Origin of the sequence: Thiothrix unzii (genome assembly GCF_017901175.1) — a bacterium.
In the GTDB taxonomy this organism is placed as follows: Bacteria; Pseudomonadota; Gammaproteobacteria; order Thiotrichales; family Thiotrichaceae; genus Thiothrix; species Thiothrix unzii.
The window spans coordinates 2,698,202-2,722,303 of record NZ_CP072793.1 but is presented as its reverse complement, the minus strand read 5'-3'; the positions used below and the strand labels follow the sequence as shown (position 1 = coordinate 2,722,303).

Annotated in this window: 24 protein-coding genes; 18 read left to right on the top strand and 6 right to left on the bottom strand. The window is 50.2% G+C overall.

Translation table 11 applies throughout. The features are described from left to right. Window positions 1-50: 50 nt before the first annotated feature. The 3 genes from rpsT (at window position 51) to zapD (ending at window position 1,877) form a co-directional block, all read left to right on the top strand. Window positions 51-323 carry a 30S ribosomal protein S20 gene (gene rpsT / locus J9260_RS13550; RefSeq protein WP_210218261.1) on the top strand — a complete coding sequence of 91 codons (273 nt, stop codon included), beginning with the start codon at window positions 51-53 and terminating at the stop codon, window positions 321-323. Window positions 324-389: 66 nt separating this feature from the next. After that, window positions 390-995, top strand: coding sequence for a dephospho-CoA kinase (gene coaE, locus J9260_RS13545; RefSeq protein ID WP_210218260.1), 606 nt, complete (start codon window positions 390-392; stop codon window positions 993-995). Window positions 996-1,055: 60 nt separating this feature from the next. Continuing rightward, window positions 1,056-1,877 (top strand): cell division protein ZapD, encoded by an 822-nt coding sequence (gene zapD, locus J9260_RS13540; RefSeq protein WP_210218259.1) that lies wholly within the window; start codon window positions 1,056-1,058, stop codon window positions 1,875-1,877. A 60-nt stretch (window positions 1,878-1,937) separates the two neighbouring features. On the opposite strand, the gene J9260_RS13535 is transcribed toward zapD, so the two are convergent. Then, window positions 1,938-2,702, bottom strand: a complete 765-nt coding sequence (locus J9260_RS13535; RefSeq protein ID WP_210218258.1) for a DUF2914 domain-containing protein — start codon at window positions 2,700-2,702, stop codon at window positions 1,938-1,940. A gap of 79 nt (window positions 2,703-2,781) precedes the next feature. Here J9260_RS13535 and J9260_RS13530 point away from each other — a divergent pair, with 79 nt between their 5' ends. From J9260_RS13530 to J9260_RS13505, 6 genes are all read left to right on the top strand, one after another. After that, on the top strand, window positions 2,782-3,105 hold the full coding sequence (locus tag J9260_RS13530; protein ID WP_407058177.1) for an exodeoxyribonuclease VII small subunit: 324 nt from the start codon (window positions 2,782-2,784) through the stop codon (window positions 3,103-3,105). Then, complete coding sequence (locus J9260_RS13525; RefSeq protein ID WP_210218257.1) at window positions 3,105-3,998, top strand: polyprenyl synthetase family protein; 894 nt, start codon at window positions 3,105-3,107, stop codon at window positions 3,996-3,998. Before J9260_RS13530 ends, J9260_RS13525 begins: the two co-directional genes overlap by 1 nt. A 64-nt stretch (window positions 3,999-4,062) precedes the next feature. Beyond that, window positions 4,063-5,898, top strand: coding sequence for a 1-deoxy-D-xylulose-5-phosphate synthase (gene dxs / locus J9260_RS13520; RefSeq protein ID WP_210218256.1), 1,836 nt, complete (start codon window positions 4,063-4,065; stop codon window positions 5,896-5,898). A 10-nt stretch (window positions 5,899-5,908) separates the two neighbouring features. Next, the gene (locus J9260_RS13515) at window positions 5,909-7,072 is read left to right on the top strand and encodes a UbiH/UbiF/VisC/COQ6 family ubiquinone biosynthesis hydroxylase (protein ID WP_210218255.1); all 1,164 of its coding nucleotides are present in this window, start codon (window positions 5,909-5,911) and stop codon (window positions 7,070-7,072) included. A 27-nt stretch (window positions 7,073-7,099) separates the two neighbouring features. Continuing rightward, the gene (locus tag J9260_RS13510; RefSeq protein ID WP_210218254.1) at window positions 7,100-8,002 is read left to right on the top strand and encodes an alpha/beta hydrolase; all 903 of its coding nucleotides are present in this window, start codon (window positions 7,100-7,102) and stop codon (window positions 8,000-8,002) included. A gap of 108 nt (window positions 8,003-8,110) precedes the next feature. After that, window positions 8,111-9,730 carry a bifunctional metallophosphatase/5'-nucleotidase gene (locus tag J9260_RS13505; RefSeq protein ID WP_210218253.1) on the top strand — a complete coding sequence of 540 codons (1,620 nt, stop codon included), beginning with the start codon at window positions 8,111-8,113 and terminating at the stop codon, window positions 9,728-9,730. A 6-nt stretch (window positions 9,731-9,736) separates the two neighbouring features. Here the strand turns inward: J9260_RS13505 and J9260_RS13500 are convergent, their stop codons facing one another. Next, the gene (locus tag J9260_RS13500) at window positions 9,737-10,351 is read right to left on the bottom strand and encodes a ubiquinone biosynthesis accessory factor UbiJ (protein WP_210218252.1); all 615 of its coding nucleotides are present in this window, start codon (window positions 10,349-10,351) and stop codon (window positions 9,737-9,739) included. A 115-nt stretch (window positions 10,352-10,466) separates the two neighbouring features. Here J9260_RS13500 and J9260_RS13495 point away from each other — a divergent pair, with 115 nt between their 5' ends. After that, window positions 10,467-11,567, top strand: coding sequence for a hypothetical protein (locus J9260_RS13495; RefSeq protein ID WP_210218251.1), 1,101 nt, complete (start codon window positions 10,467-10,469; stop codon window positions 11,565-11,567). Between the two features lie 84 nt (window positions 11,568-11,651). On the opposite strand, the gene J9260_RS13490 is transcribed toward J9260_RS13495, so the two are convergent. Beyond that, window positions 11,652-11,963, bottom strand: a complete 312-nt coding sequence (locus J9260_RS13490) for a hypothetical protein (protein WP_210218250.1) — start codon at window positions 11,961-11,963, stop codon at window positions 11,652-11,654. Window positions 11,964-12,011: 48 nt separating this feature from the next. Here J9260_RS13490 and msrP point away from each other — a divergent pair, with 48 nt between their 5' ends. From msrP to J9260_RS13455, 7 genes are all read left to right on the top strand, one after another. Next, window positions 12,012-12,911, top strand: coding sequence for a protein-methionine-sulfoxide reductase catalytic subunit MsrP (gene msrP, locus J9260_RS13485; RefSeq protein ID WP_210218249.1), 900 nt, complete (start codon window positions 12,012-12,014; stop codon window positions 12,909-12,911). Continuing rightward, window positions 12,911-13,528 carry a protein-methionine-sulfoxide reductase heme-binding subunit MsrQ gene (locus tag J9260_RS13480; RefSeq protein ID WP_210218248.1) on the top strand — a complete coding sequence of 206 codons (618 nt, stop codon included), beginning with the start codon at window positions 12,911-12,913 and terminating at the stop codon, window positions 13,526-13,528. Before msrP ends, J9260_RS13480 begins: the two co-directional genes overlap by 1 nt. 134 nt (window positions 13,529-13,662) lie before the next feature. Continuing rightward, on the top strand, window positions 13,663-14,808 hold the full coding sequence (locus tag J9260_RS13475) for a Fic family protein (protein ID WP_210218247.1): 1,146 nt from the start codon (window positions 13,663-13,665) through the stop codon (window positions 14,806-14,808). Between the two features lie 166 nt (window positions 14,809-14,974). Beyond that, entirely contained in the window at window positions 14,975-15,598 is a 624-nt protein-coding gene (locus tag J9260_RS13470) for a cadherin (RefSeq protein WP_210218246.1), read from the top strand. A gap of 67 nt (window positions 15,599-15,665) precedes the next feature. Continuing rightward, window positions 15,666-18,878 carry a hypothetical protein gene (locus J9260_RS13465; protein WP_210218245.1) on the top strand — a complete coding sequence of 1,071 codons (3,213 nt, stop codon included), beginning with the start codon at window positions 15,666-15,668 and terminating at the stop codon, window positions 18,876-18,878. Window positions 18,879-18,998: 120 nt separating this feature from the next. Further along, window positions 18,999-20,471 (top strand): IPTL-CTERM sorting domain-containing protein, encoded by a 1,473-nt coding sequence (locus tag J9260_RS13460; RefSeq protein WP_210218244.1) that lies wholly within the window; start codon window positions 18,999-19,001, stop codon window positions 20,469-20,471. A gap of 313 nt (window positions 20,472-20,784) precedes the next feature. After that, entirely contained in the window at window positions 20,785-21,312 is a 528-nt protein-coding gene (locus J9260_RS13455; RefSeq protein WP_210218243.1) for a TlpA family protein disulfide reductase, read from the top strand. A gap of 66 nt (window positions 21,313-21,378) precedes the next feature. Here J9260_RS13455 and J9260_RS13450 read toward each other — a convergent pair whose 3' ends face one another. The 3 genes from J9260_RS13450 to surE all read right to left on the bottom strand — a co-directional run bounded on the left by J9260_RS13450 (window position 21,379) and on the right by surE (window position 23,568). Continuing rightward, a complete protein-coding gene (locus J9260_RS13450) occupies window positions 21,379-22,017 on the bottom strand; it encodes a LysM peptidoglycan-binding domain-containing protein (protein WP_210218242.1) in 639 nt (212 codons plus the stop codon). A 125-nt stretch (window positions 22,018-22,142) separates the two neighbouring features. Continuing rightward, window positions 22,143-22,817 carry a protein-L-isoaspartate(D-aspartate) O-methyltransferase gene (locus J9260_RS13445; RefSeq protein WP_210218241.1) on the bottom strand — a complete coding sequence of 225 codons (675 nt, stop codon included), beginning with the start codon at window positions 22,815-22,817 and terminating at the stop codon, window positions 22,143-22,145. Further along, window positions 22,804-23,568 (bottom strand): 5'/3'-nucleotidase SurE, encoded by a 765-nt coding sequence (gene surE / locus J9260_RS13440; RefSeq protein WP_210218240.1) that lies wholly within the window; start codon window positions 23,566-23,568, stop codon window positions 22,804-22,806. Before surE ends, J9260_RS13445 begins: the two co-directional genes overlap by 14 nt. On the opposite strand from surE, the gene J9260_RS13435 reads away from it, so the two are divergent. Then, window positions 23,567-24,091 carry a Smr/MutS family protein gene (locus J9260_RS13435; protein ID WP_228292262.1) on the top strand — a complete coding sequence of 175 codons (525 nt, stop codon included), beginning with the start codon at window positions 23,567-23,569 and terminating at the stop codon, window positions 24,089-24,091. The two genes, surE and J9260_RS13435, sit on opposite strands and share 2 nt — an antisense overlap. Window positions 24,092-24,102: the final 11 nt, after the last annotated feature.

The following is a 24,102-nucleotide window of genomic DNA, read 5'->3' as shown; positions in this document are numbered from 1 at the left end:
ACTGCACAATACGCGCCTTATTTTCGGATTGGTTTTTCGGGAGAATACCCTTGCCTAACATAGCATCAGCCAAAAAACGTGTACGCCAGAGCGAAAAAAACCGCGTGCATAATCGTCACCTGCGTACCCGTCTGCGTACTCAAGTCAAAAACGTTCTGAAGGCTATTGCTGCCGGTGATCGTGAAGCTGCGATTGCTGCTTTCAATGTTGCTGTTCCAGTGATCGACTCCATTGCGGACAAGGGTATCGTTCATAAGAATAAAGCGGCACGTCACAAGAGCCGTTTGAATGCCCATATCAAAGCACTGCAAGCTTCCGCTTAAATCGCTTTATATCGCAGATACCAAGGCCGGTTATCTTAACTGGCTTTTTGCGTTGTTGGCGATTTCATGTTGAAAATCGGTTTAACAGGTGGTATTGGCTGCGGTAAATCGACTGCCGTAAAGCGATTTCGTGACTTAGGTATTCCCATCGTTGATGCCGACATCGTAGCGCGTGAAGTGGTGCAAGCAGGGCAACCCGCCTTGCAAGCGATTGCCGAGTTATTCGGGGGTGCTGCATTGTTAGCGGATGGCTCGTTAAATCGTGCGTGGTTACGCCAGACAGTGTTTAACGACACAGCACATTTACAGCAGTTGGAAGCAATATTGCACCCGCGTATTCGTGAGGCGATTGTGCGCGATATGACGGCGGCGATGGCGGCGGGTTCGCCTTACGTGGTGGTTGATGTGCCGTTGCTGTTTGAAAAGCATTACGACACCTTGTTTGACCGCGTGTTAGTGATTGATTGTCTGCCTGCGCAACAGCACGAACGTGTTAGCCAGCGTGATGGCAGTACTATCGAGTTGGTTGAGTCGATTATGCAGCGACAAATCCCTCGCGATGAACGTTTATTCCGGGCTGATGATATTATTGAAAATGTCGGTTCACTGGCTGATTTTAATAACAAAATTGACACCTTACACCACAAATACGCAGGAAATACCGCCACTTAGTTGATCTTTTTGTGGTTTTCTTGGTATATAATGGGAACCTTGCTGCGCTTCGAGTATCCTATGGCTATCTACAAGCAACCGTTAAGCGAAGAAATTCGCCGAATGTCAGAACTCCGCATGATTAGTTACGAACAGCCTCTCAATGAAAAAATTCGCCTATTTATGCGTCTTGAATTGTTGATGGCACGATTTCAATATCATGTTTCTGATGACCCCCGCCCTGAAAATACCGTTGCCGCGCTGCACTTGTTGCTGGATTTATACAATCTTTCAGCGCGACAAGATGTCAAAAGTGAAATCCTCAAAGAAATTGACCGCGTAGGGCAGTCCGCACGTTTATTGCTGCGTGACGAAGCTGCGGATGCTGCCAAATTGGATCAGGTCTTAGAAAAGCTCAATCATCACAGCGATGTGTTGTATCAGCAGCGCGGGCAATTGGGTAATCACCTGAAAAATCACGCCTTCTTTAACAGCTTGCGGCAGCGTTCCACCTTGCCGGGTGGTATCAATGGGTTCGATTTGCCATTGTTTAATTACTGGCAAGATCAGGCTATTGCGGTGCGTTTAGAAGATTTGCAGGAATGGTCAGCCCCTTATGAGGCGGCGAACGCAGCAGCGCACGATATTTTGGACATAATCCGCGATTTTGGTGAACGTAGCGATGAAGTGGGTAAGGACGGTTTCTTCCAATCAACTTTGGAAGGGCGTAAACCTTATCAGATGATGCGGGTGGAATTACCCGTCAGCTTGGATTGTTTCCCGGAAATCAGTGCGGGCAAACAACGCTTTACCTTGCGGTTTGTGAATGCGGATATGATGGCAGATCGTGGTAAACAAATTAAGAAAGACATTCAATTTACCTTGGTCTTGTGTAATTTCTAATGCATGAGCGGGATTGTGAAGCAACAAACGGGCGATTAGCCCGTTTGTCGTTTTAGGGGGTTAACGCGACAATGTTTCCCAAATGGGGCGTTTATCGCTACTTGATGGAGGCACAGCAGGCGTTGGTGCGGCAGGTGGAACTACTGCTGGTGGCGTAACCGTGGCGGCAGGTGTTGTTGCTGTAGGTACTGATGTACTCGCCGGTGTTGCCGGACGTTCCGCTGGTTGGCGTTGCAGTTCCGGTGGAATAGCCGTTAAGGGTTGCGCTGGCGGCGGAATCATCGGTGTAGGCACGGCATTTGTCACGACCGGATCAACGATGAGGGTTTCGCGCTTGAGAATAGTGCCATCGTCGTTTTGGACAGTCACTGTCCATGTACCGGGCAAGTTAGGGGAAATGTTTTTGCTGGAATGTACCCGCCAAGGGCTGCCCGTTACCGGGAATTGCAAACCCAATTGAAATGCGCCATCGCGTTCCCAGCGGTGATTAACCACGCGCCCTTGTAAACCCACTAGCTCGGTGAAGTAATACACTTGTTGCCCGGCGTTAATGCGGGTTAACTGATTGGTGGGTTCACGCGCCGCAATCGCCGAAGTGAAAGCTGAACGCGCCACGCCGGGTGCGGTTGTTACCGCAGCGGGTGAAGCCACGGGTGCAGGTGATGCAGTTACGCTGGGTGCGCTTGGAGGTGTAGCCGGTGTGGGTGCGGTGACGGGTGGAATGGGGTTGATCGGTGCATGTTGAAAGGTTTCCGCCCATGCATTAGGGAGCAGCAGGAATACGCACACTAAGCTGCCTAAGGTTTTGTTGGTTATGTTGGACACGAATGCAGTTCTCCGTTACGGATAGTCGTAAGCTGGTTAGTCTAGTGCATTTCTGCCAAGTTCCCCAAAGATTGCGTGTGTGGACTTGCCCCCCGGCGACAGTTACGCTTTACTAGCGCATTTACGGTTATCGGGGCAGGGTCAAGTGATGCCAAAAAAGCAAACGGATGCCGCCGCAGCGGTGCAGCCAGCGAATTTTGAGACGGCGATTGCGGAATTGGAAGCGTTGGTGCAGCGCATGGAAAGTGGTGATTTGACACTGGATGATTCGTTGCAGGCATTTGAGCGCGGGGTGCAGTTAACTCGCCAGTGCCAAAGTGCTTTGAAGGCAGCCGAACAGCGCGTGACCTTGCTCACGGCGGATGGGCAGGAGCGTGATTTCCCAGCATTGGGAGAAGTTTGATGTTAAATGTGCATACGCGCCTGCAAGGTTGGCAAGATCGCATTGAAACGGTATTAGACAGCGTGTTGCCTGCGGCTGCTACACACCCGTCGCGTTTACATGAGGCGATGCGTTACAGTGTGCTGGACGGTGGTAAGCGGATGCGCCCGTTGCTGGTGTACGCAGCAGGTGAGGCGTTAGGCATTGCTCAGGTGCATTTAGATATTCCAGCGGCGGCGGTGGAGTTAATCCACGTGTATTCGTTGGTGCATGATGATTTACCCGCGATGGACGATGACGATTTGCGACGCGGTAAACCGACTTGTCATAAAGCCTTTGATGAGGCGACGGCGATTTTAGTGGGTGATGGTTTGCAGGCGTTGGCGTTTCAATTGTTGGCGGCACACCCGAAACAACACGCATCCCCTGCGCAACGTTTGCGCATGATTGAATTGCTGGCGCAAGCGGCTGGTTCACGCGGTATGGTGGGCGGTCAGGCGATTGATCTGGCAGCAGTCGGCAAGGTGTTGGGCGAAATCGAGCTGGAAAATATGCACATCCACAAAACCGGGGCGTTAATTCGTGCCAGCGTATTGTTGGCGGCTTACAGTCTCGAAGTGGTGGATGCCTTGGCGGTGCAACGCCTTGATCATTTTGCCAAATGTTTAGGGCTGGCCTTCCAAGTGCAAGACGATATTTTGGATGTGGAAAGCGACACCCAAACTTTGGGTAAAACCCGTGGTGCAGATGCCGCCGCAGGCAAGCCAACTTACCCTTCTATTATTGGCATGGCTGCTGCTAAAGCGAAATTACACGATTTACACACAGAGGCGTTGCACGCATTAGAGCCGTTTGGTGATGGCGCACACGCGCTGCGCGAAATAGCTGATTTTACCGTGAAGCGACTACGATGATAAAAACGACGGATACTTACCACAATGCTAACAACCAAAATCCTACCTTGAGGGGTATCGTCAGGTGCTTGAGAAAATAAATGCTCCCGCTGATTTGCGCGAGCTGGGTATAGAGGCGTTACCTGTCTTATGCGATGAGTTACGCCAGTTTTTGTTAACCTCGGTTTCGACCGGAGGTGGGCATTTTTCCTCCAATTTGGGAACGGTGGAATTAACGGTGGCGTTGCATTATGTGTTCAATACGCCGCAAGACCGTTTGGTGTGGGACGTGGGGCATCAGGCTTACCCGCATAAAATCTTGACGGGGCGGCGTGAGCGTATGGATAGCATCCGCCAGCAAGGTGGCTTGGCGGGTTTCCCCAAGCGTTGTGAAAGTGAATACGATACCTTTGGGGTGGGGCATTCCAGCACGTCTATCAGCGCGGCGTTGGGGATGGCGTTGGCAGCCCAGCACAAAGGCGAAGATTACCAAGCGATTGCGGTGATTGGTGACGGTGCGATGACGGCGGGGATGGCGTATGAGGCGTTAAACCATGCCGGTGACTTGGACGCGAATCTACTGGTGGTGCTGAACGACAATGAAATGTCGATTTCACCCAACGTAGGGGCTTTGCGTAAATATTTAACGCGCCTGCTGTCTGGTCGGATGTATTCCACCATGCGTGAAGGTGGCAAAAAAGTGCTTTCCAGCAGCCGTTCTTTATCGAAACTGGCGAAACTCACCGAAGAACACATGAAGGGCATGGTGTTACCCGGTACGTTGTTTGAGGAAATGGGCTTTAAATATTTTGGTCCGATTGACGGTCATGATGTGCAGGAAATGGTGCATGTGTTGCGCAACCTGCAAAAAATCAAAGGCCCGCGCTTATTACACGTGCTGACCCAAAAAGGTAAAGGTTACGAGCCAGCGGAAGAAGACCCGTGCGCCTATCACGGGGTATCGCCGTTTAATTTGGCGACGGGTTTGGTAGCGAGTAACAAGGTTTCAACGCCGACCTATACCCAGGTGTTTGGGCAGTGGTTGTGCGACATGGCGGCACAAGATCCGCGTTTGGTGGGCGTTACTCCGGCCATGTGTGAAGGGTCGGGGCTGGTGGCGTTTGCCGAGCAATTTCCTGAGCGGTATTTCGATGTGGGGATTGCGGAACAACATGCGGTAACGTTGGCAGCAGGGCTGGCGTGTGAAGGCTTGAAACCGGTCGTGGCGATTTATTCGACTTTTTTGCAGCGTGCTTACGATCAGTTGTTGCACGATGTGGCGGTGCAAAATTTACCCGTAGTGTTTGCGATTGACCGCGCGGGCTTGGTGGGGGCGGATGGCCCGACGCATTCGGGTAATTACGATCTATCGTATTTGCGCTGTATTCCCAATATGGTGGTCATGGCTCCGGCGGACGAAGATGAATGTCGGCAAATGCTTTACACCGCGTTTTGTTTAGACGTACCGACGGCGGTGCGTTACCCGCGTGGCAAGGGTGTGGGCATGATGCCGCAAACCGGCATGACGGCGATTCCGTTGGGTAAGGCGTTGCGCTTGCGTAGTGGTGAAGGCATTGCCATCTTGTTATTTGGTTCCTTGTTGGATACCGCGCGTGCGGTGGCTGAATCACTGAACGCAACTTTGATCAATATGCGCTTTGTGAAGCCGTTGGATGAGGCAATGGTGCGCGAATTGGCGCAAACTCACAGTTTATTGGTGACGCTCGAAGACAATGCGGTTATGGGTGGGGCAGGTAGTGCGGTGAACGAATGTTTACACGCGGCTGGCTTAAACGTGGCGGTATTGAATTTGGGTTTGCCTGACAGTTACATTGATCATGCACAGCGCGAAGAGCAATTGGCGGCGTGCGGTTTGGATGCGCCGAGTATTGTGCAGCGGATACGCGCACATCAACCTTGAGGACAGCATTATGCAATACGACATCATCATCGCCGGGGGCGGTATGGTGGGTTCCACCCTCGCTTGTTTATTGGGCAACGCCGGTAAGCGCGTGGCAGTGTTGGAAGCCCATGCACCCGCGCCGTTTGCGGCAACCGACCCTTACGACTTGCGGGTTTCTGCGATTAGCCGTGCGTCACAACGTGCGCTGGTGAATGCGGGAGCGTGGCAAGGCGTGGTGGCGCGACGGGCGTGCGCTTACGAGGCGATGCAGGTGTGGGATGCGACGGGTTCGGGGCAAATCCGTTTTGATGCGGCGGATCTGGGCGAGGCAGATTTAGGGCATATTGTGGAAAATCGTGTGATTCAGTGCGCGTTACTGGATGCGATTCAAGCACTGGATAATGTGGATTTATACTGCCCCGATAAACTGGCGGCATTTGAAGTCGGTGCGGATAGCGTGAAAGTGCAGTTACACAGCGGCACAACGTTACAAGCGCAATTGCTGGTCGGCGCAGATGGTGCGCAATCGAAAGTGCGCCAATTGGCGGGAATCAGTTTAGCAACCAATGATTACGGGCAAAAAGGTTTGGTGTGTGTGGTGCAGACGGAACTGTCTCACCAAGACACCGCTTGGCAACGTTTTATGCCGTCTGGGCCGCTGGCGTTTTTGCCGTTAAGCGATGGCAGCAGTTCAATTGTGTGGACATTACCCGCTGACCGTGCCGATGCGATGTTGCTGCTGAGTGATGCGGATTTTTGCCGGGAAGTAGCGCAAGCGTTGGATTACCGTTTGGGTGAGGTTACGGCAGTCGGGGAGCGTGCGGCGTTTTCATTGCGTGGTCGTCATGCGGAACCTTACATTCAGCCACGCCTTGCTTTGGTGGGCGATGCCGCGCACACGATTCACCCATTGGCGGGGCAGGGCGTGAATCTGGGTATCAAAGACGCGTTGGGTTTAGCTGAACAATTATTAAAAAGCAGTGGCGATGTGGGTAGTGTGGCAGTGTTGCGTGCTTATGAGCGGGCGCGGCGCGGTGATAATGTGTTGACGCAAAAGGCGATGGAAGGTTTCCGCCTGCTCTTTGGGAATACCTTAGCCCCTTGGAAAATACTGCGTAATACAGGGTTATCGTTGGTGAACCGTTTGGATTTTGTAAAATACCAAATCGCTAAACAAGCGATGGGCATTTAACCCGTTTAACTCGGCAGGAGGATGATAATGAGCGTTTTTTCTCGCATAACGATGACTGTGGCGTTGGCTTTAGGTGTACTGTTTGCTCCGGCATACGCGGAAGAAATCACCGTGAAGCAAGGTGATTTAACTCTACGTGGTGAATTGACTTTAGCCGAAGGTAAAACCGCTAAAGACGGGGTGATCTTGATGTTGCACGGCACGCTGGCGCACAACAAGATGGAAATCATGCAATCGTTGAGCGATTTGTTGAAAGACAAAGGCTATAACACCTTGCGTGCCAACCTGAGCTACGCCATCGACAAACGCGCTTCGGATATGTTGGATTGCACCATCGAACACCGTCACCAACACGCCGATGCAGTGGCAGAACTGGAGACGTGGATGCAATGGTTGAAACAACAAGGTGCTACTAAAGTGGCATTACTGGGGCATTCGCGTGGCGGCAACCAAGTCGCATGGTATGCTGCTGAAAAAGATTCAGAGTTGCTGACTAAAGTGATTACTGTTGCGCCTGCCACCGCTGACCCAGAGAAAGCGGCGAAAGAATACGCGGAACGTTACGGCAAACCGCTTGCTGATATTGTTGCGGAGGCTAAAAAATTAGTCGATGCGGGTAAAGGCGATAGCGTTATGGAAGTTCCCGGTTTCGTGTACTGCGAAAAAGCCAAGGCTACCGCAAAAGCAGTGCTGGGTTATTACCAAGATGATGCGCGTTTGAATACCCCAAGTCTGTTACCGAAAATCAAAAAGCCGATGCTGATTGTGATGGGTTCGGAAGACGAAGTGGTGGCTGATCTGCCTGCGAAGTTGGAAGGCGTTAAGCAAGATAATCTCAGCGTAGCAACGGTGGATGGTGCGGATCACTTCTTCCTCGATTTATACGCGGATGAATTGGTGGATAAAGTGACCGAATTCGTTGCTTGGTAATAAATAGCGACTTCATCGCGGAGAGTCTACCGGCTTTCCGCGATACTGACGGTGGCGAGTGTAATGGCCTATAATGCGACGATAACGAAGTTAACGAATGGCCTAATTATGAAACGCTTGCTGCTGACCTGCCTGTTATTGCCTTGGCTGACCGCTTGTAGCGTGTTGCCTTGGTCGTCTGAAGATGCCGATGAAGGCGTTACTCCTGAAAAACCGTTGACCATTCTGGTCATTAACGATGTCTACCGCCTAGATAATTTGCCTTACGTGCGTCATTTGCGTGCCAGTTTGGAGCAATCCGAAGGTGAGGTGTTGATGCTGCACGCGGGGGATTTCCTGTTTCCCTCGTTATTGAGCCAGCGTTACGACGGTGAGCAAATGGTCGACGTATTAAATTACCTCGATGGTGATGGGGCAGCCTTTGATGAGCATATGTTTATTACCTTTGGCAATCACGAATTTGAGAAAGGTAAACTGAAACACGCGCAGTTGCTGCAAAGCCGGATTACAGAATCACAGTTTGCATGGCTGGGAACCAACGTTGAGTTTAAAAGCATTGAACCGGGGCGACAGATGGTGCAAGCCGATAATTTATTGCCCAGTAAGTTAATCACGCTGAATGGGGTCAAGGTCGGGGTATTGAGTGCAACGACGGATGTAAAAGGGGCAGACTACATCCGTCGTTTCATTCCGCCAATGCAGGCGGTGCGCACCACCAGTCGGGCATTGCGCCAGCAAGGGGCGCAGGTGGTGATTGCATTAACCCATTTAACCCTGAAAGAAGATCGTGCGCTGCTGGAACAATTGGGCGATGACGCGCCCGATTTGATTGCGGGTGGGCATGAGCACGACCGTCAAAGTGTGCAAGTTAACGGGCGACGCATTGTCAAGGCCGATGCGGATGCGATGAGTGCTGCCGTCGTCCGTTTAGATGCGGCAAATCCCAAACAGTCATCTGTCACCTTTGTCGATTTGCCGGGTAAATACACCCCAGATGCTGGGGTGGTCGCACGAATTAACCAGTGGGATGCACGTTTTGCCGAAGGTTTTTGCGGTGAAAGAGGTGAATCCAACGCTTGTTTGACCCAAGTGTTGGGGAAAACGGCGGTGGATTTGATCGCTGAAGAATTAACCATTCGCCGCTTTGAAACCAATCTCGGTAACTGGTTGGCAGATACTGCCCGCACCAGTTTTGCCGATCAGGGGGCGCAGATTGCGTTTTTGAATGCGGGTGGAATGCGTTTAAACCAAAATATTCCAGCGGGTGAATTGAACCGTAGACACCTCGATACCTTGTTTGCTTATCCCACCCGTTTGGCGATGATTCGCTTGAGTGGGGCGCAATTGCAAGCAGTAGTGAATCACGCCATCACCGATTGGACGGGTAATGGGCGTTGGCTACAAGTTAGCGGCTTTGCATTTAAGCACAATCCGGCAACCGGTACGGCGGAGCAATTGAGTTTGATCACCCCGCAGGGGTTGCGTCCGATTCAGGCGGACGAAACCTTGCTGGCAGTCACCAACGATTATTTGCTGGATGCCAGTGGTGATCAGGATGGTTATCGGATGTTGGGCGAAAATCTCATTGTTGCCCCCGACCAGCCCCGCCTTGAACTCAAGGACAAAGTGCTGGAAGCCTTGCAGCAGGCAGGGAGTGCGGGCATCGCACCGCGTGTTGAAGGGCGGGTATGCAATGCCAGTAAACCGGGTGTGTGCTTGCTGAAATGAGCGGCATTAAGGCTTTTCTAAGCGTTTAAGCCGCGCTTCCAAACGGTCGGTATCCGCACGCAGGGTATCGACCGCATCCAAATATTGGCGAATTTCCGCATCGGCGGGAACCACTCGCGCCTCTTCCTGCAAATATTCTTGGGTATTTAAACGCATCGCATGGGACGAATCGCCCAGCCAACCTTGGGCATTGCGTACTACTTGACCTAAGTGATGCGCCACAACATCGCCAACGGCACGCGACAGCAGTTCTTCCCAATCCACGTCGATTTCGCGCAAGATCTGACTAAAGTGATTGCCCAATCCCATGTCGCCGTCGATTTTAATACCGTGTTCCAACATGGCTTTACCGGCATCGTTGCTGGCAGACAGCCGCATTAACCCCAAGGCACTACCGTGTATGGTGACATCCGGTGCGGCGGCGTAACGGGTGGTTACACGCACCTGATCAGCCGTGGGCAAAAAGTACAGTTGCACATCCGGGTTGCTGATGTGCAGGCAAATCAGCTTACCTTGTAACGCCTGCAAACGGCTGCGGGCATTGCCGTGTGTTTGGGCATCCAACGCCAGCCATGCATTGAACGCGGTTTCGAGAGTGGCAGTAAGGGCGGCAAACAACATGACTAAATCCTTGTGGGCAGGTTTTAAGGTGAAATCATACTACAGCCACGGGTGTTTTTTGTGAGCTATTGGTGTTTAATAAACGTCCATTTACACCAAAGGCAAGGGAGCGCGTATGAAATACACACTGATCAAGGGTTCTTTTCACGTTGTCGGGTTTTCACCAGATGGCGATTCCATGATGTTTCGGGCGCGTAACGCCGCGCATTGGGAAGCACTTGGTGGTGACAATAAAGACTTGTTTGACACTAAGTTGCAGGCAGGTGAAGGCGCGGTGCAATTGCGTTTGCAAGGTATTGACGCGCTGGAAACCCATTATTCCCCGGAAAGTCCGCCAACGCCCGCTGATGTCAAAGGCAAAGAAACCGCCTTGCAAACCAAACCCAGCCCCGGTGGTTATCATCAACCGCCCGCGATTGCGCAAGCAGCCACCGCGAAATTCATGGAGTTGTTGGGGGTTGGTAAGGCTGAATGGCGGTCGTGGGGTAAAAATACCTGGATCGACAAAGCGTGCTTTATCCGCGATGGACAAGAAGTTTGGGTGAAAGACAAGTTACAAGACGTGATTCCCGGTTACATTGTGACCAGTGAAGTGGAGAAAAACGGGCGACCAATTGCTTGGGTTTTTCCCGGTGACACCGATACCCCGGACGGGACAGATCTCAGTAAAGCCCAATTAGCCGAGCGTCTGAAGCAAAGCGTCAACTACCAATTGCTCAAGGAAGGTTTGGTTTATCCGTATTTCTTTATGACGTTGGCGGGACGATTGCGGGATATTTTGATCAGCGGAACCAAGTTGGCGCAAACCAGTGCGCGACGCAAACAAGCGTATTTGGCAAAAAATCCCCAAAAAGCTGCTACTACTGTGATGCATAATTTGTGGTTTCACGATCAGACGTTGGCGGGAGTGCAAATCACTGACCTGCAACAACTTACTGACAGTTTGCCGATTTACCCGTATTTGTTTCGTAAAGCAGCAAAAACGTGGTATCGCCAGCAGTTGCAGCAATATTGGGATGCAATTCGTGCGGGTAAGCCGTACACCTTTGACAACAAAAATACCCGTTTTGCCGTTAACAAACTGTTGGAAGACGGGAATCCTTACTTGTTTGTGGTGAGCGATCAGGACTTTGTGAAGTTAAGTGAAGTGCTGGAATTGAACGGTGAGCAACTGACTTTGCGTAGTTCGCCGATGGATTGGGTGTTTCTTTCTTAATTTGTGTTGTGGATTTATCCCCAGAATCCGTGAATAACCCTGTGGATAACATTGTGGATGAAGGTATAAGTGGTTTGATCTGAATCAATTTTCCGTGATAGGTTGTTTTTTAATCAGTCGGCTGAGCTTATCGGGTATTAAATCTTTTTGTTCAGCTTTCGTTAAGTTTTCATTCACATTTCGTTCAGCTTGTGACAGAATCAGCCCAACTAGAGACAGATGATGAAAACCCGTGACAGGAAGTCCGAAATTATAAAAAACACAGGAAGTGGTTACGCGGGAACCCAGCCCTTTCCCGCTTTGTCTTTGGTCGTATAACAAAATTAAATCTCTGGAAAGCCCAATTGCACCGTGTGTCCCCTCATGCGGTGCTGGTTTTTTTAAGGGTGTTTGCATCCAAACCTGTTTTCAGTACGTAATACTAAAAAACAGGAGAACCGCATCATGTTGATCAAACGTCCCACCATTTCCGAAGCGCAAGTGACCGATTACGCGATTTACCAACGCCGTCGTGAATTTCTTAAAACCTTGGGTGGTATTGGTTTGCTGAGTGCCGCTGGTTTACCGTTATTGGCGAATGCTGCGACAGATGAAGCTTCCACCCCTTATGATGACATTACCCAATACAACAATTTTTATGAGTTTGGTACGGGTAAGGAAGATCCGGCAAAACACGCCCATTTGTTGAAAACCTCGCCTTGGAGCGTTACCGTCGATGGTGCATGTGCCAAGCCCGGTAAATTAACGTTAGAAGACATCCTCAAGCCACATCCCGATCAAGAGCGCATTTACCGTTTGCGGTGCGTGGAAGGCTGGTCGATGGTAATTCCTTGGTTGGGTTTCCCTTTGGCGGATTTACTCAAGCGTTTTGAACCGACTTCTCAAGCCAAATACGTGCGTTTTGAAACCTTGGTTGACCCAAAGCAAATGCCGGGGCAAAAACGCCAAGTGTTGGAATGGCCTTACACCGAAGGTTTGCGCATTGATGAGGCAATGCACCCGTTAAGTTTTATTGCCACCGGTTTGTACGGTAAGGCGTTGCCGGGGCAAAACGGTGCGCCGCTGCGTTTGGTCGTGCCTTGGAAATACGGGTTTAAAAGCATTAAGTCGATTGTCAGAATCAGCTTTGTGGAGCAAGAGCCGCACACCAGTTGGGGGCGTTCTGCCCCCGATGAGTACGGGTTTTATGCCAACGTAAACCCGGACGTCGATCACCCGCGCTGGAGTCAGCGTAAGGAACGTCGCATCGGTGAGTTTCGTAAGCGCGATACCTTGGCGTTCAATGGGTACGCCGAGCAGGTGGCGAGTTTGTACAGCGGCATGGATTTACGGAAGAATTTCTAATGCAACTACCTGAGCCGTATTTCAGCCGTGGGTTTAAACCGGCAGTATTCGTGTTGGCGTTATTGCCGCTAGCCTTGCTGGGCTGGGGCGTGTGGCACGATACGCTAGGGGCGAATCCGATTGAAACCATTACCCGCAGTTTGGGGGAATGGGGTTTGCGGTTTTTACTGTTGACCTTGTTATTGTCAACCTTGCGTCGTCAGATTGGCTGGGGGCAGGGTTTGCGGTTGCGGCGTATGTTGGGGTTGTTTGCATTTTTTTACGGCACGCTGCACTTGTTAAGTTATTTGTGGCTGGATCAGTTTTTCGACTGGCCGGAAATCGGGTATGACATCCTTGAACGTCCGTTCATTACTGTGGGGATGCTGGCTTTTGTGTTAATGGTTCCGTTGGCGGCGACTTCGTTTAAGGCGGCAATACGGCGGCTGGGACGCGATTGGCAACGGCTACACCGCTTGATTTACCCATTGAGCTTGTTAGGGGTGCTGCACTTTTGGTGGTTAGCCGATAGCAAAGCCCGCACCGACATGCCGCTGGTTTACACGGTGTTGTTACTGGCGTTATTGGGCGAAAGACTGTGGCAATGGCGGCAACAACGGCAGCGGCAACAGCGTTAAATGCACGCTATTGATACTTTATGGCGATTTGTGACATTTGTATGACAAGCGGTCATGATTTTGGCAAAAAGCTTTCTATACTCCTCCCATAGGTTGTGTAACGTAACGGTAACAATGGCGAGGGAGTGTCATCAATGGATACGGACGACAAGGATGTTCGGCGTAAATTCGTGCAGTTTTGGGAGGTATTTTTCCAGAATTCAGCGCAATTCAGAGGTGCGTTAGTTTCAGCGCACTGTTTCTTCGATAAGGTATGGCAGGGTACTGCGTTGTCCCCGGCGTTGACGGAATGCGATGTGAAACATTTGTATCCGTTGGATAGCCGCTTTCCTTATCGCTCAGCACAGGGATTAGCCGTGAGTAATTGTTATTCACGCACGGCAGTCGATTCCCGTGATCAGTTTTTATCAGCACGTTTTCATGCCTTGTTGCCGCAAATTGTGGCGGAATACCGCGATGCATTTATTGATCAACTGCGTTGCGTGCATTTTCTTGGCATGGCGGGGAATGAGGCAATGATGCTTTATCCGTCGCAGCATAAACGCTTGTACGCGGAAAATGTGCAAAGCATCGCGGGCGAAGTGCGTGGTATTCAAGCCGGATTTGGGGATTTTCGTTTTAACGCACCGACACCCGCGAACTTGCCACCTTTGTTAGCAGTGTATGCGAATAAAGTGGAAAGTTTGCTGCAAACTGTGGATGAAACTTCGATTCATTGTTTGGTGAGTTTTGCGCAGTATTATTTTGCGTTATTGCACCCGTTTTATGAGCGGTGTGGGCGCACCAGTGAAGAGCTGATGTACTTGTTGTTTGAGCGAGTGGGCTTTGGTTGGCGTTACATTTCAGCAACCGGAGATCGTTCGTCAAGCTTGGCACACGAGCGCATGACTTTGATCAATCGGGCGGCGGAAGGCTTTAATCGTAAAATTGCCGGTTATTTCGGACTGCCCAGCGAGGGGATTCGCAAAACCCCGGACATTTACCGCGCAGTAACCGCCAAGTATTTCGCACCACAGTACCCCGGCATTTATGCGGATGAGTTACCGCGTCCTTTTTATTACCAACATCCGCAGCAGGAAGTGATTGATGCTTACCATTTTTTGATGGAATCATTGTTGCTGGACGAGATCATGGGATTTTCGTTGCAGCAGCCTTACCCGCACATTATGCGTCTTGGTGAGCATTTGCGCGAAGCCGGGGAGCAGGTGTATCAAGGTTATGCAATGCCATCCGCGTGGGGACGTGAGTTGCATTCAGTGTTGGCGGGGATAGCTGAGTAACAGGCTAGGAAATAAGGCTTTTAGGTTTACAAGGGGAGGGCAAGTGCTTGTTGCGCAACGGGTGCTTGCCGTTTGTCATTAAAAAGTTTCATTTTATCCGAAACGTTTTACAATCATCCTATATAAAAATCAAAACATGCGATGTTTCGAGAGGCAAACAATGATAATGCATAAGCCTTCATGGGCACTTTTCTTGGTGTTGAGCGTTGTTGAATTGGGGCTGTTTTCATCCTACGCAATGGCACAAGAGCCGCCACCAGTGAGTGCTGCTGAAGCTCCCGGTAAACCTTGGCAGGTGTTGACTTACCGTTTGGCGTTAGCGGCTGACGGTAAAACTTATCAAGTTTTAATGAAGCCTACGGTCACACCTAAGCCTGATCTGAGTTTGAGCGGGCAAGTCACTATTAAAGTGCCGCATGAGCCTGCGTTTCAGGTCGCACAGTTGACCAGTGCGGTAAAGGGTGCTGAATGGGTGGAAGCATCACGGGTGAACGCGCCCAGCGAAGATGTTGCACACGACTACATTTCCTTTTCTTTTGTGGGTTTAAAGGGCGGTAGTGCACGCAACTTTGCATGGAAAGCGAATACGGAACAGCTTGTTTTTAGCTTTCAAAATGAGGGCGGTTGCGTCAATGACGTGACCTTGATGGGTAATGCTGATCCATTTAACGTCGCACCTAACTCGGCTAATACCAATCCGGGCAATCATTTTGCCAACTTGGGTTGGGGGGATGTTAGTCAAAACAATTACCAGGGTAATGACGGCGCGATGATTAAGTGCGCTAAATAAGCTAGTGTGATTATGGGTTTGATATTCCTGATCGCTACATTATAAAAATTATCGAGAGAGCTTATCCATGTCGTCCAGAATACTACGCAAGTATCTCGCGCTGAGTGCGTTCACGTTGTTGTCCTTGGGGCAAGCTGCGTGGGCGGAACAAACTTTGGATTACCGTATCCGTTGGGATGTGTACGCTGATCGTTACCGGGTATATATGACCCCAACGAAAACCCCGTCACCTGATCAGTCGTTGACGGCTCAGGTGACGGTGCGTGCGCCACATACTGAGGGGTTAAACCGTTTTGCGGTATCAGATTTGCTGAGTGCAGTCACTAATACTTCATGGTCGGGTGATGGTGATGAGTCGCGGGTGGACGCGCCTAAGGAAAATCCAGATAAAGATTACATGTCCTTTGAATTGACTATTAAAGGCAATAATCGCGGTATTTTTGCGTGGCGTGCGAATCAAGAACAAGAGGTGTTCAGTTTTACCAATGCCGCAGGTTGTATCGGTTTGGTAGAGATTATGCCTGATGACGATCCTTTCGATCCTAACAATATTCCTGGGGGGCAAAATGCAACGAGCACTAATCCCGGTAATCACTTTACCAATATGGGTTGGGGCAGCATGTCGGATAATAACTACCGCAGCGTTGTTGGTGGCCCGGCTGATTGTAGTAAAAGTTTCGACAGCGACAGCGATGGCTTGAAAGACGGAATTGAGGAAATCATTGGTTCTGATCCGCGCAATCCTGATACCGATGGTGATGGTAAAAAAGACGGTGCGGAATACGGCACGGCAGCCCCAGTTGCTGCGGACGCTGATGGTGATGGCAAAAATGATGTGCTGGAATCCACCAAGGTGGATAAAGACAGTGACGGTGTTGTCGATGAATTAGATGCCGATGACAATAATGCTTGCGTGCCTGATCCTAAAGCGGCGAAGTGTGACCAAGACGGTGATGGCAAAACTAATGATGCGGATACCGATGATGATGGTGATGGTGTAGCAGATACGACCGAAGTCGCACTGGGTACAGACCCGAACGATGCGGATTCTGATAATACCAATACCGCATCCGTGAATGAAGGCACTAGTGGCGTTCAACAAGGTAGTTCTGCGGGTGACGATTCTAAAACCGATACCGATGGTGACGGCAAAGCCGATGCCAGCGAGTGTGAGCCGCTATCCGCTGGCAAGTGCAAAGACAGTGATGGTGATGGTAAACCCGATTGGCAGGAATCCGCCATTTTGGACAGCGATAATGACGGGCTGAAAGATGAACAAGACAGTGATAATGCCAATGCGTGTGTTCCAAACCCGAAAGCTGCCAAATGTGACCAAGACGGTGACGGTCAAACCAATGATGCTGACATGGATGATGATAATGATGGTGTCGACGATACGGTAGAGACGGCACTGGGCACTGATCCAAATGATGCAGATTCTGACAATACCAACACCACGCCTGTGAATGAGGGTACTAGCGGCGTTCAAAAAGGTAGTTCCGCTGGTGACGATTCCAAAACCGATACCGATGGCGATGGCAAAACCGATGCGAATGAGTGCGCCCCGTTAGTTGCTGGCAAATGTAAAGACAGCGATGGGGATGGTAAACCCGACTGGCAGGAATCGGCGATTCTGGATAGTGATAATGATGGGATTAAAGACGAACAGGATACTGACAATGCCAATGCTTGCGTTCCAGATCCTAAAGCCGCTAAGTGCGATCAAGACGGTGATGGTCAATCCAATGATGTTGATACGGATGATGATGCTGATGGTGTTGACGATACCGTCGAAGTAGCTTTGGGTACTAATCCGAACGATGCGGACTCTGACAATACCAATACACCAGCCGTTAATGAAGGCATGGGCGGTACGCAACAAGGGGCTTCCGCCGGGGATGATTCCAAAACGGATACCGATGCAGACGGTAAGCCCGATGCCAGCGAATGTGCGCCATTAGTGGGCGGTAAGTGTAAAGACAGCGATGCAGATGGTATTCCTGATTGGCAAGAATCGGCGATTTTAGACAGTGACGGTGACGGTATTAAAGACGAGCAAGACGTGGATAACGCCAATGCTTGCGTGCCTAGCATAAACTCTCCCAAATGTGATCAAGACGGTGACGGTCAAAGCAACGATGTTGATCTCGATGACGATGGTGATGGCGTTGAAGACAGTGTGGAAACCGCGCTGGGTACTGATCCGAATGATGCAGATTCCGACAATACCAATACACCGAGCGTGAATGAAGGTACAACCGGCGTACAAAAAGGCGATTCAGCAACAGATGATTCCAGCACCGATACCGATGGTGACGGGAAAACCGATGCGGCTGAATGTTCACCGTTAGTGAATGGTAAGTGCAAAGACACCGACGGCGATGGCAAGCCCGACTGGAAAGAATCTGCAACGGCGGATGCGGATAAAGACGGTATCAAGGATGAAGTGGATTCCGACGATGCTACCGTACTGGAAGTGAAGTTGCAGTTGAAACTGCTGTTGCAAGGCCCTTATGACAGCACTACGCAAACCATGCTCGATAATTTACGCACGCGCAATTTAATACCAAGCAATCAGCCTTACGTGGATGTTGCCTTTGGTTATACAGGAACAGAAACGGTAAAACCCAGTCTGTTAACCACCACAGGTAACAACGCTCCTGTCGATTGGATATTAGTGGAAATCCGTGATGCAACCACGCCAACCACCATAAAGGCGCGTAAGGCTGTTTTACTACAGCGTGACGGTGATGTGATGGATGCGGCAACCGGGGAAACCACCTTGAGCTTCCAAGGCTTGACTAAAGGAAACTATTACGTGACAGCACGTCATCGTAACCACTTGGGAGTAATGACGGCTGCCCCCATCGCTTTAGCAAACTCACCGATTGCTGCCGTGGATTTTGGGAAACCCAGCACCGCAACATGGGGAACCCACGCGCGTTTGTTAGTGGATATGAATAGAGATGGCACGAATGATGTGGCACTGTTGTGGGGCGGTAATGCGGATATGAATACGCGTGTGGTTGCTAGTGGTCCGATTAATGATACCTCGGTGGTGTTATTTAATGTCTGGAATACGCAAATTGAAAAAGGAAGCGCGGAGCCAACCATTAACTACATTCTGTCCGGCTATCTGTCGACAGACTTTAATCTGGATGGTGATACGATTTATTCAGGGCGGCGTAATGATATAAACGTACTCTTGGCGAATGTGTTATTGCATCCAAAGAATACGGATCTGATTACAAACTTCATCATTTGGCAACAGTTGCCGTAATTGAACCCGCAATGACTGGCCTTTTGATCCAGTCATTGCTTAGATTGACAGATAACAATAATTGAATGGCTGGTAAATACAATGAAAACAACAATAACAAAATTGCTATGTAGCGGGGGCGTGTTACTAATTTTGATGCAGGCGTGGCAACCAGCCTTGGCAGCAGGAGCAGGTGATGGGGTTAAATACCGTATTGCATGGGATGCCACAGACAGCCGTTACCATGTATTCCTGCAACCTACGAGTACACCTTTGCCGGATGAAAGTTACAGCGGTGCGACAGTGACGGTGCGTGTTCCGCATTTGACGGGGGCGGATCGCTTCGCTTTTACGGACAATAGTATCCAGTCTGTTGATAAAACGACATGGACGGTTGAAGAAGTACGCGCAGAAGAAGATGACGGTAGTTGCAGTTCAACGCGCGAGTGCCAGGTCGATAATGCCGACTTCGATTATTTGACGTTCATTATGGATATTAGGCAATTGAATGTTTTTGCCTTGCAGTCGATGCAAGAAGTTGAAGCATTCAGTTTCGCGGCGGCAAGTGGTTGTTTGTCAGGTGTTGAAGTAATGCCTGATGATGATTTATTTAACGTTATGGCAGAGCTTAATAGCCGTAATGTAGCAAACTTCTTTATCAATAAAGGATGGAGGCGTAATGCTAATGATCCCATGTGGACTTCCAATGAAAACCATTATTTAGGCAGTTACGGTGGTGCAGTAAACTGCTCAGAAGACCCGGATGGTAGTGCCGATGATGATAGCGATGGTTTGACCAACGCTGAAGAAGGCACATTAGGCACTGATCCGAAAAAAGCCGATAGCGATAATGACGGTTTAAGTGATCGCGAGGAAGTAAAAGTCACTAAAACGGATCCATTGAAAGCGGATACGGATGACGACGGCAAAAACGACAAAACCGAAGTGGGTTCCGATCTGAACAACCCGCAGGATACGGATAAAGACACTAAAATTGATGCGTTAGAATCCAGTATTCTTGATGCCGACAATGATGGTGTTGTGAACGAGCGTGATGCGGAAGACGGTAATCCAAACAACGATTCTGACGGTGATGGTTATGGCAACATGGAGGAAAAGGTTGCAGGCACTGATCCGTTAGATCCAGCCAGCAAGCCTAGCACATCCACGGACGATGACGCTGATGGTTTGACTAATACGGAAGAAGGCACATTAGGCACTGATCCGAAAAAAGCAGATACCGATGGCGATGGTGAAGAGGATGGCGCAGAGGTGGGTGCTGACATCAACAATCCGAAGGACACCGATGGTGATGAAAAAATTGATGCTTTAGAATCCAGCATCCTTGATGCCGACAACGACGGTGTTATGAATGAGCGTGATGCTAAGGATGGTGATCCAAACAACGATTCTGACGGCGATGGTTATGGCAACATGGAGGAAAAGGTTGCAGGCACTGATCCGTTAGATCCAGCCAGCAAGCCTAGCACGCCCCCACAACCAACTCACATCGCAGTACCGACGTTAACGCAATGGGCGCAAATTGCTCTGGCACTGTTGTTGGGTGGTGTTGCGGCATTACGTGTTTCACGTGCTAATAAGCGTGATTCATAAGCGTTTTAAGGATCGCGTTATTAAGTGAGATTTTGATTTTTGTCAGTAATGTAGCAGAAATTTGTCGTAAAAATACCACTTGCATTGGCTTTTACCAGCACTTACCCTTACGCTTTAAGGGTGGTTAGAGTGCAAGTTTTGCTTAAGAAGATTGTCTTGAAAGTGCTGGATTGGCGTATTTTTATGCGCTGATTTGGTGGTCAGGCTGGATATTTACGAAAACTGTTCTACAATAAAAAATACTTCTTCTAGAACAAGATTGCTGACATTTTGTTGTGTGTATATCGAGTCAACCAAAAGTTGAGGGTGAGTGATGAAATTTTTTAAACGGGCAATCGCGTTATCTGTCTTATTGTTGGCATCTGCTACCGCTGTAGCTGCTACCAGTCAGGTACCCAATTTTTCTTTCCGTGACGTTGACGGGAAACAACACCAGTTTTCTCAGTACCGTGGCAAGTGGGTTATTGTCAATTATTGGGCAACCTACTGCGGGCCGTGCGTGGCTGAATTACCGGCATTAAACAGCATTGCCAAACGTAACAAAGACAAAGTGGTCGTGTTGGGGATGGAAGCAGGCGAAACGCCGACGGACGAGTTGAAGGAATTTGCCACCAGCCGTCACTTAGCATTTCCAGTGGTTCCTACCCAAGATAGCACCATGTTTGCTTTGGGTTTGATTTATGGTGTGCCGACAACGTTTATCGTCGATCCGCAAGGTAAAGTGGTGGATACCCACATGGGTGCGATTTCAGCCAGCCAATTGCAGAATTACATTCGCCAAGACAAGCGTTCTTCCGTCGCTAAGGAAAAAGATGAGTCTTGCCTGACCGGCGTTTGTTAACACGTTTTCGTGTAGTGTGCTCGAAAAACCCGCGTTATTCGCGGGTTTTTTTATGGCTGTAGTGGCTTATTTCAAGCGCAAAGTTTGACCTGCATGGATGGTGTGATCAGGGGCTTGCAGGTTATTCAGACGAATAATGTCTTTCCAGTAAACCCCGGTATTGCGCATAACCTGGAATACGGTGTCACCTTTTTGCACAGTGTAGGTATCACCACCCGCATAAGCACTCGGTGCAGTGGTTGTCGTGCTTGAGCTGGTGGTATTGGTCGTGCCGCCAGTTGGTGTCGTGTAATTGTTCGCACCAGTGTAATCGTAGTAATACGTACCACTGGTACTCGTTTCCAGTGGTTTTGGCGCACTGTAAGCATTGTAGTTGTTCACAGGCGTGCTGCTGGTATACGGATTTGTACTAACAGGCGGGTTGTAAGTGTAAGTATTGCTGGGTGGTGGTGCTACTGTCGCTGTATTACTGCCTGCCATGCAACCATCACCGTGGTGATGCGCTAAACCTTGTGGTGGTAATGTGTGTGTATGCACTTTGCCGCAATGGTTATGGGTAACACCGCCTTGGGGTGCTGTCCGTGTGGTCGTTGCGGTGCTGCGGTTCTGGCTGCCGGGGTATTGCCAGTAAGGGTTGGGGGCGCACGCGACGCTGGTTAAGCCCAGCAGGGAGATAGCGGCTGCCAGTTTCATCTTTCTTTCCATGATTTCACCTTATCACTATTAAATCGGGGGAGGCGAGGACACTCGTGAAGGCGTTTGCTTCAAAGGTTTGGACTTAACTGTAAGAAAAAGTTTCTCAATTGGCAAACATCATTCTCGATTTTCTGTTAATGCCCGCTAATTAATGGAACAAATAACACGGGTTCATGCTGTGTTGTTGAATATTTGTCCGCATCGTCGCGGGTAATGGTTTGTAAAACTTGGCTTTGCCCTTGTTTACCCGTCGGAATAACCAAAATGCCACCAATAGCCAATTGCGCTAATAATGCGGGCGGCACGTTTTCCGGCGCGGCGGTGGCAATAATGGCATCGAATGGAGCTTCGTGTTCCCAGCCCCAACTGCCGTCACTTAAGCGGGTGCGGATATTGCGGTGTCCGAGGTCACGTAGCAAAGCTTGAGTACTGCGGTAAAGCGGTTCAATGCGCTCCACGGTAAACACTTCCGCGACAAGTGCGGCAAGAATCGCGGCTTGATAGCCTGACCCTGTACCAACTTCGAGGATTTTGCGCGGTGTTGGGGTGTTGGCAAGTAACAGCTCCGTCATCCGCGCCACGATGTAAGGCTGCGAAATGGTTTGCCCATAACCAATCGGTAACGCAGTGTCTTCGTAAGCACGGGTCGCCATTGCTTCATCCACGAACAAATGGCGTGGGGTGATGCTAATCGCTTTTAACACAGCTTCGTTACGAATGCCGCGTTCGTATAAACGTTCCACCAAGCGGTTGCGGGTACGTTGGGAGGTCATGCCAATGCCCTGAATGTCGAGTTCACGCTTTGACATGACAAGCCTCCAACCAGCGTTGGGAATCCGCTAATGCCTGATGGCGGGTTAAATCGGCATGAATCGGGGTAATGGAAACGCACTGTTGGCTAATTGCGTGAAAATCCGTGCCGTCACCGGCATCCGCCGCATCACCCGGTGGCCCGATCCAGAAAATTTCACGTCCGCGCGGGTCTTGGGTGCGAATCACTGGCTCAGAACGATGGCGGTTTCCCAAGCGAGTCATGCGCCAGCCGCGTAATTGTTCCAGCGTTACATTGGGGACATTGACGTTTAATATCATGTGACTTTGATCGGGGTAGTTTTGCACGTATTGCAATAACTGTAAGACGACCGCAACCGCCGTGGCGTAATGGCGTTCGGTGTCATGGTGGTGACAAGCCAATGATACTGCTAACGCGGGATGGCCCAAAAAACGCCCTTCCATTGCGGCGGCGACTGTTCCCGAATACAACACATCATCCCCCATATTAGGCCCAGCATTGATGCCGGAAATAACCATGTCAGGGTCATGCGCGTACAATCCCAACCCAAGGTGTACGCAGTCGGTGGGCGTGCCATTCACACTGTAAAAGTTTTCGCCGTGGGTAGTCATCCGTAACGGGTTACGCAGGGTTAAGGAGTTACTCGCGCCGCTGCAATCCCGATCCGGTGCGACTGTGGTAACATGGGCAACATTTAACAACGCTTCACGCAACTGGTTGATACCGGGGGCTAGAAAACCATCATCATTACTGAGCAGTATGTTCATGGGCATTGACGACCTATCGTTATTTCGGGATGAATTGCAGGATGTAACGCCATTACACCCTGTCAATCACGTGCGCCATCATACCCGAAAACCGCCCGCTATACCGCTTAAGACATTGGAAGACGAACAGCAAGTTATTCGCGATATGCTTTCCGATGCTTATGATCCGACCGAGTTACAACCGGGTGATATGCTGAGTTATTACCGCCCCGGCATCCAGCTTAAAGTGTTTCGTAAATTACGTGCAGGGCAATACCGCACCGCTGCGGAATTGGATCTGCATGGTCTAAACGCGCTTCAGGCCAAACAAATGATGCTGGCTTTCTTGCACACGATTCAGCCGGGAATGGGGGATTGCGTGCGGATTATTCATGGCAAGGGCAACCGTTCCGATCATCGTGGGCCGGTGCTAAAAACGAAAATTAATCATTGGTTGCGCCAGCACGACAGGGTACTGGCGTTCCATTCGGCACGTCCGGTGGATGGTGGGACGGGCGCGGTTTATGTGTTGTTACGGCGATGACGCTCAAAGAA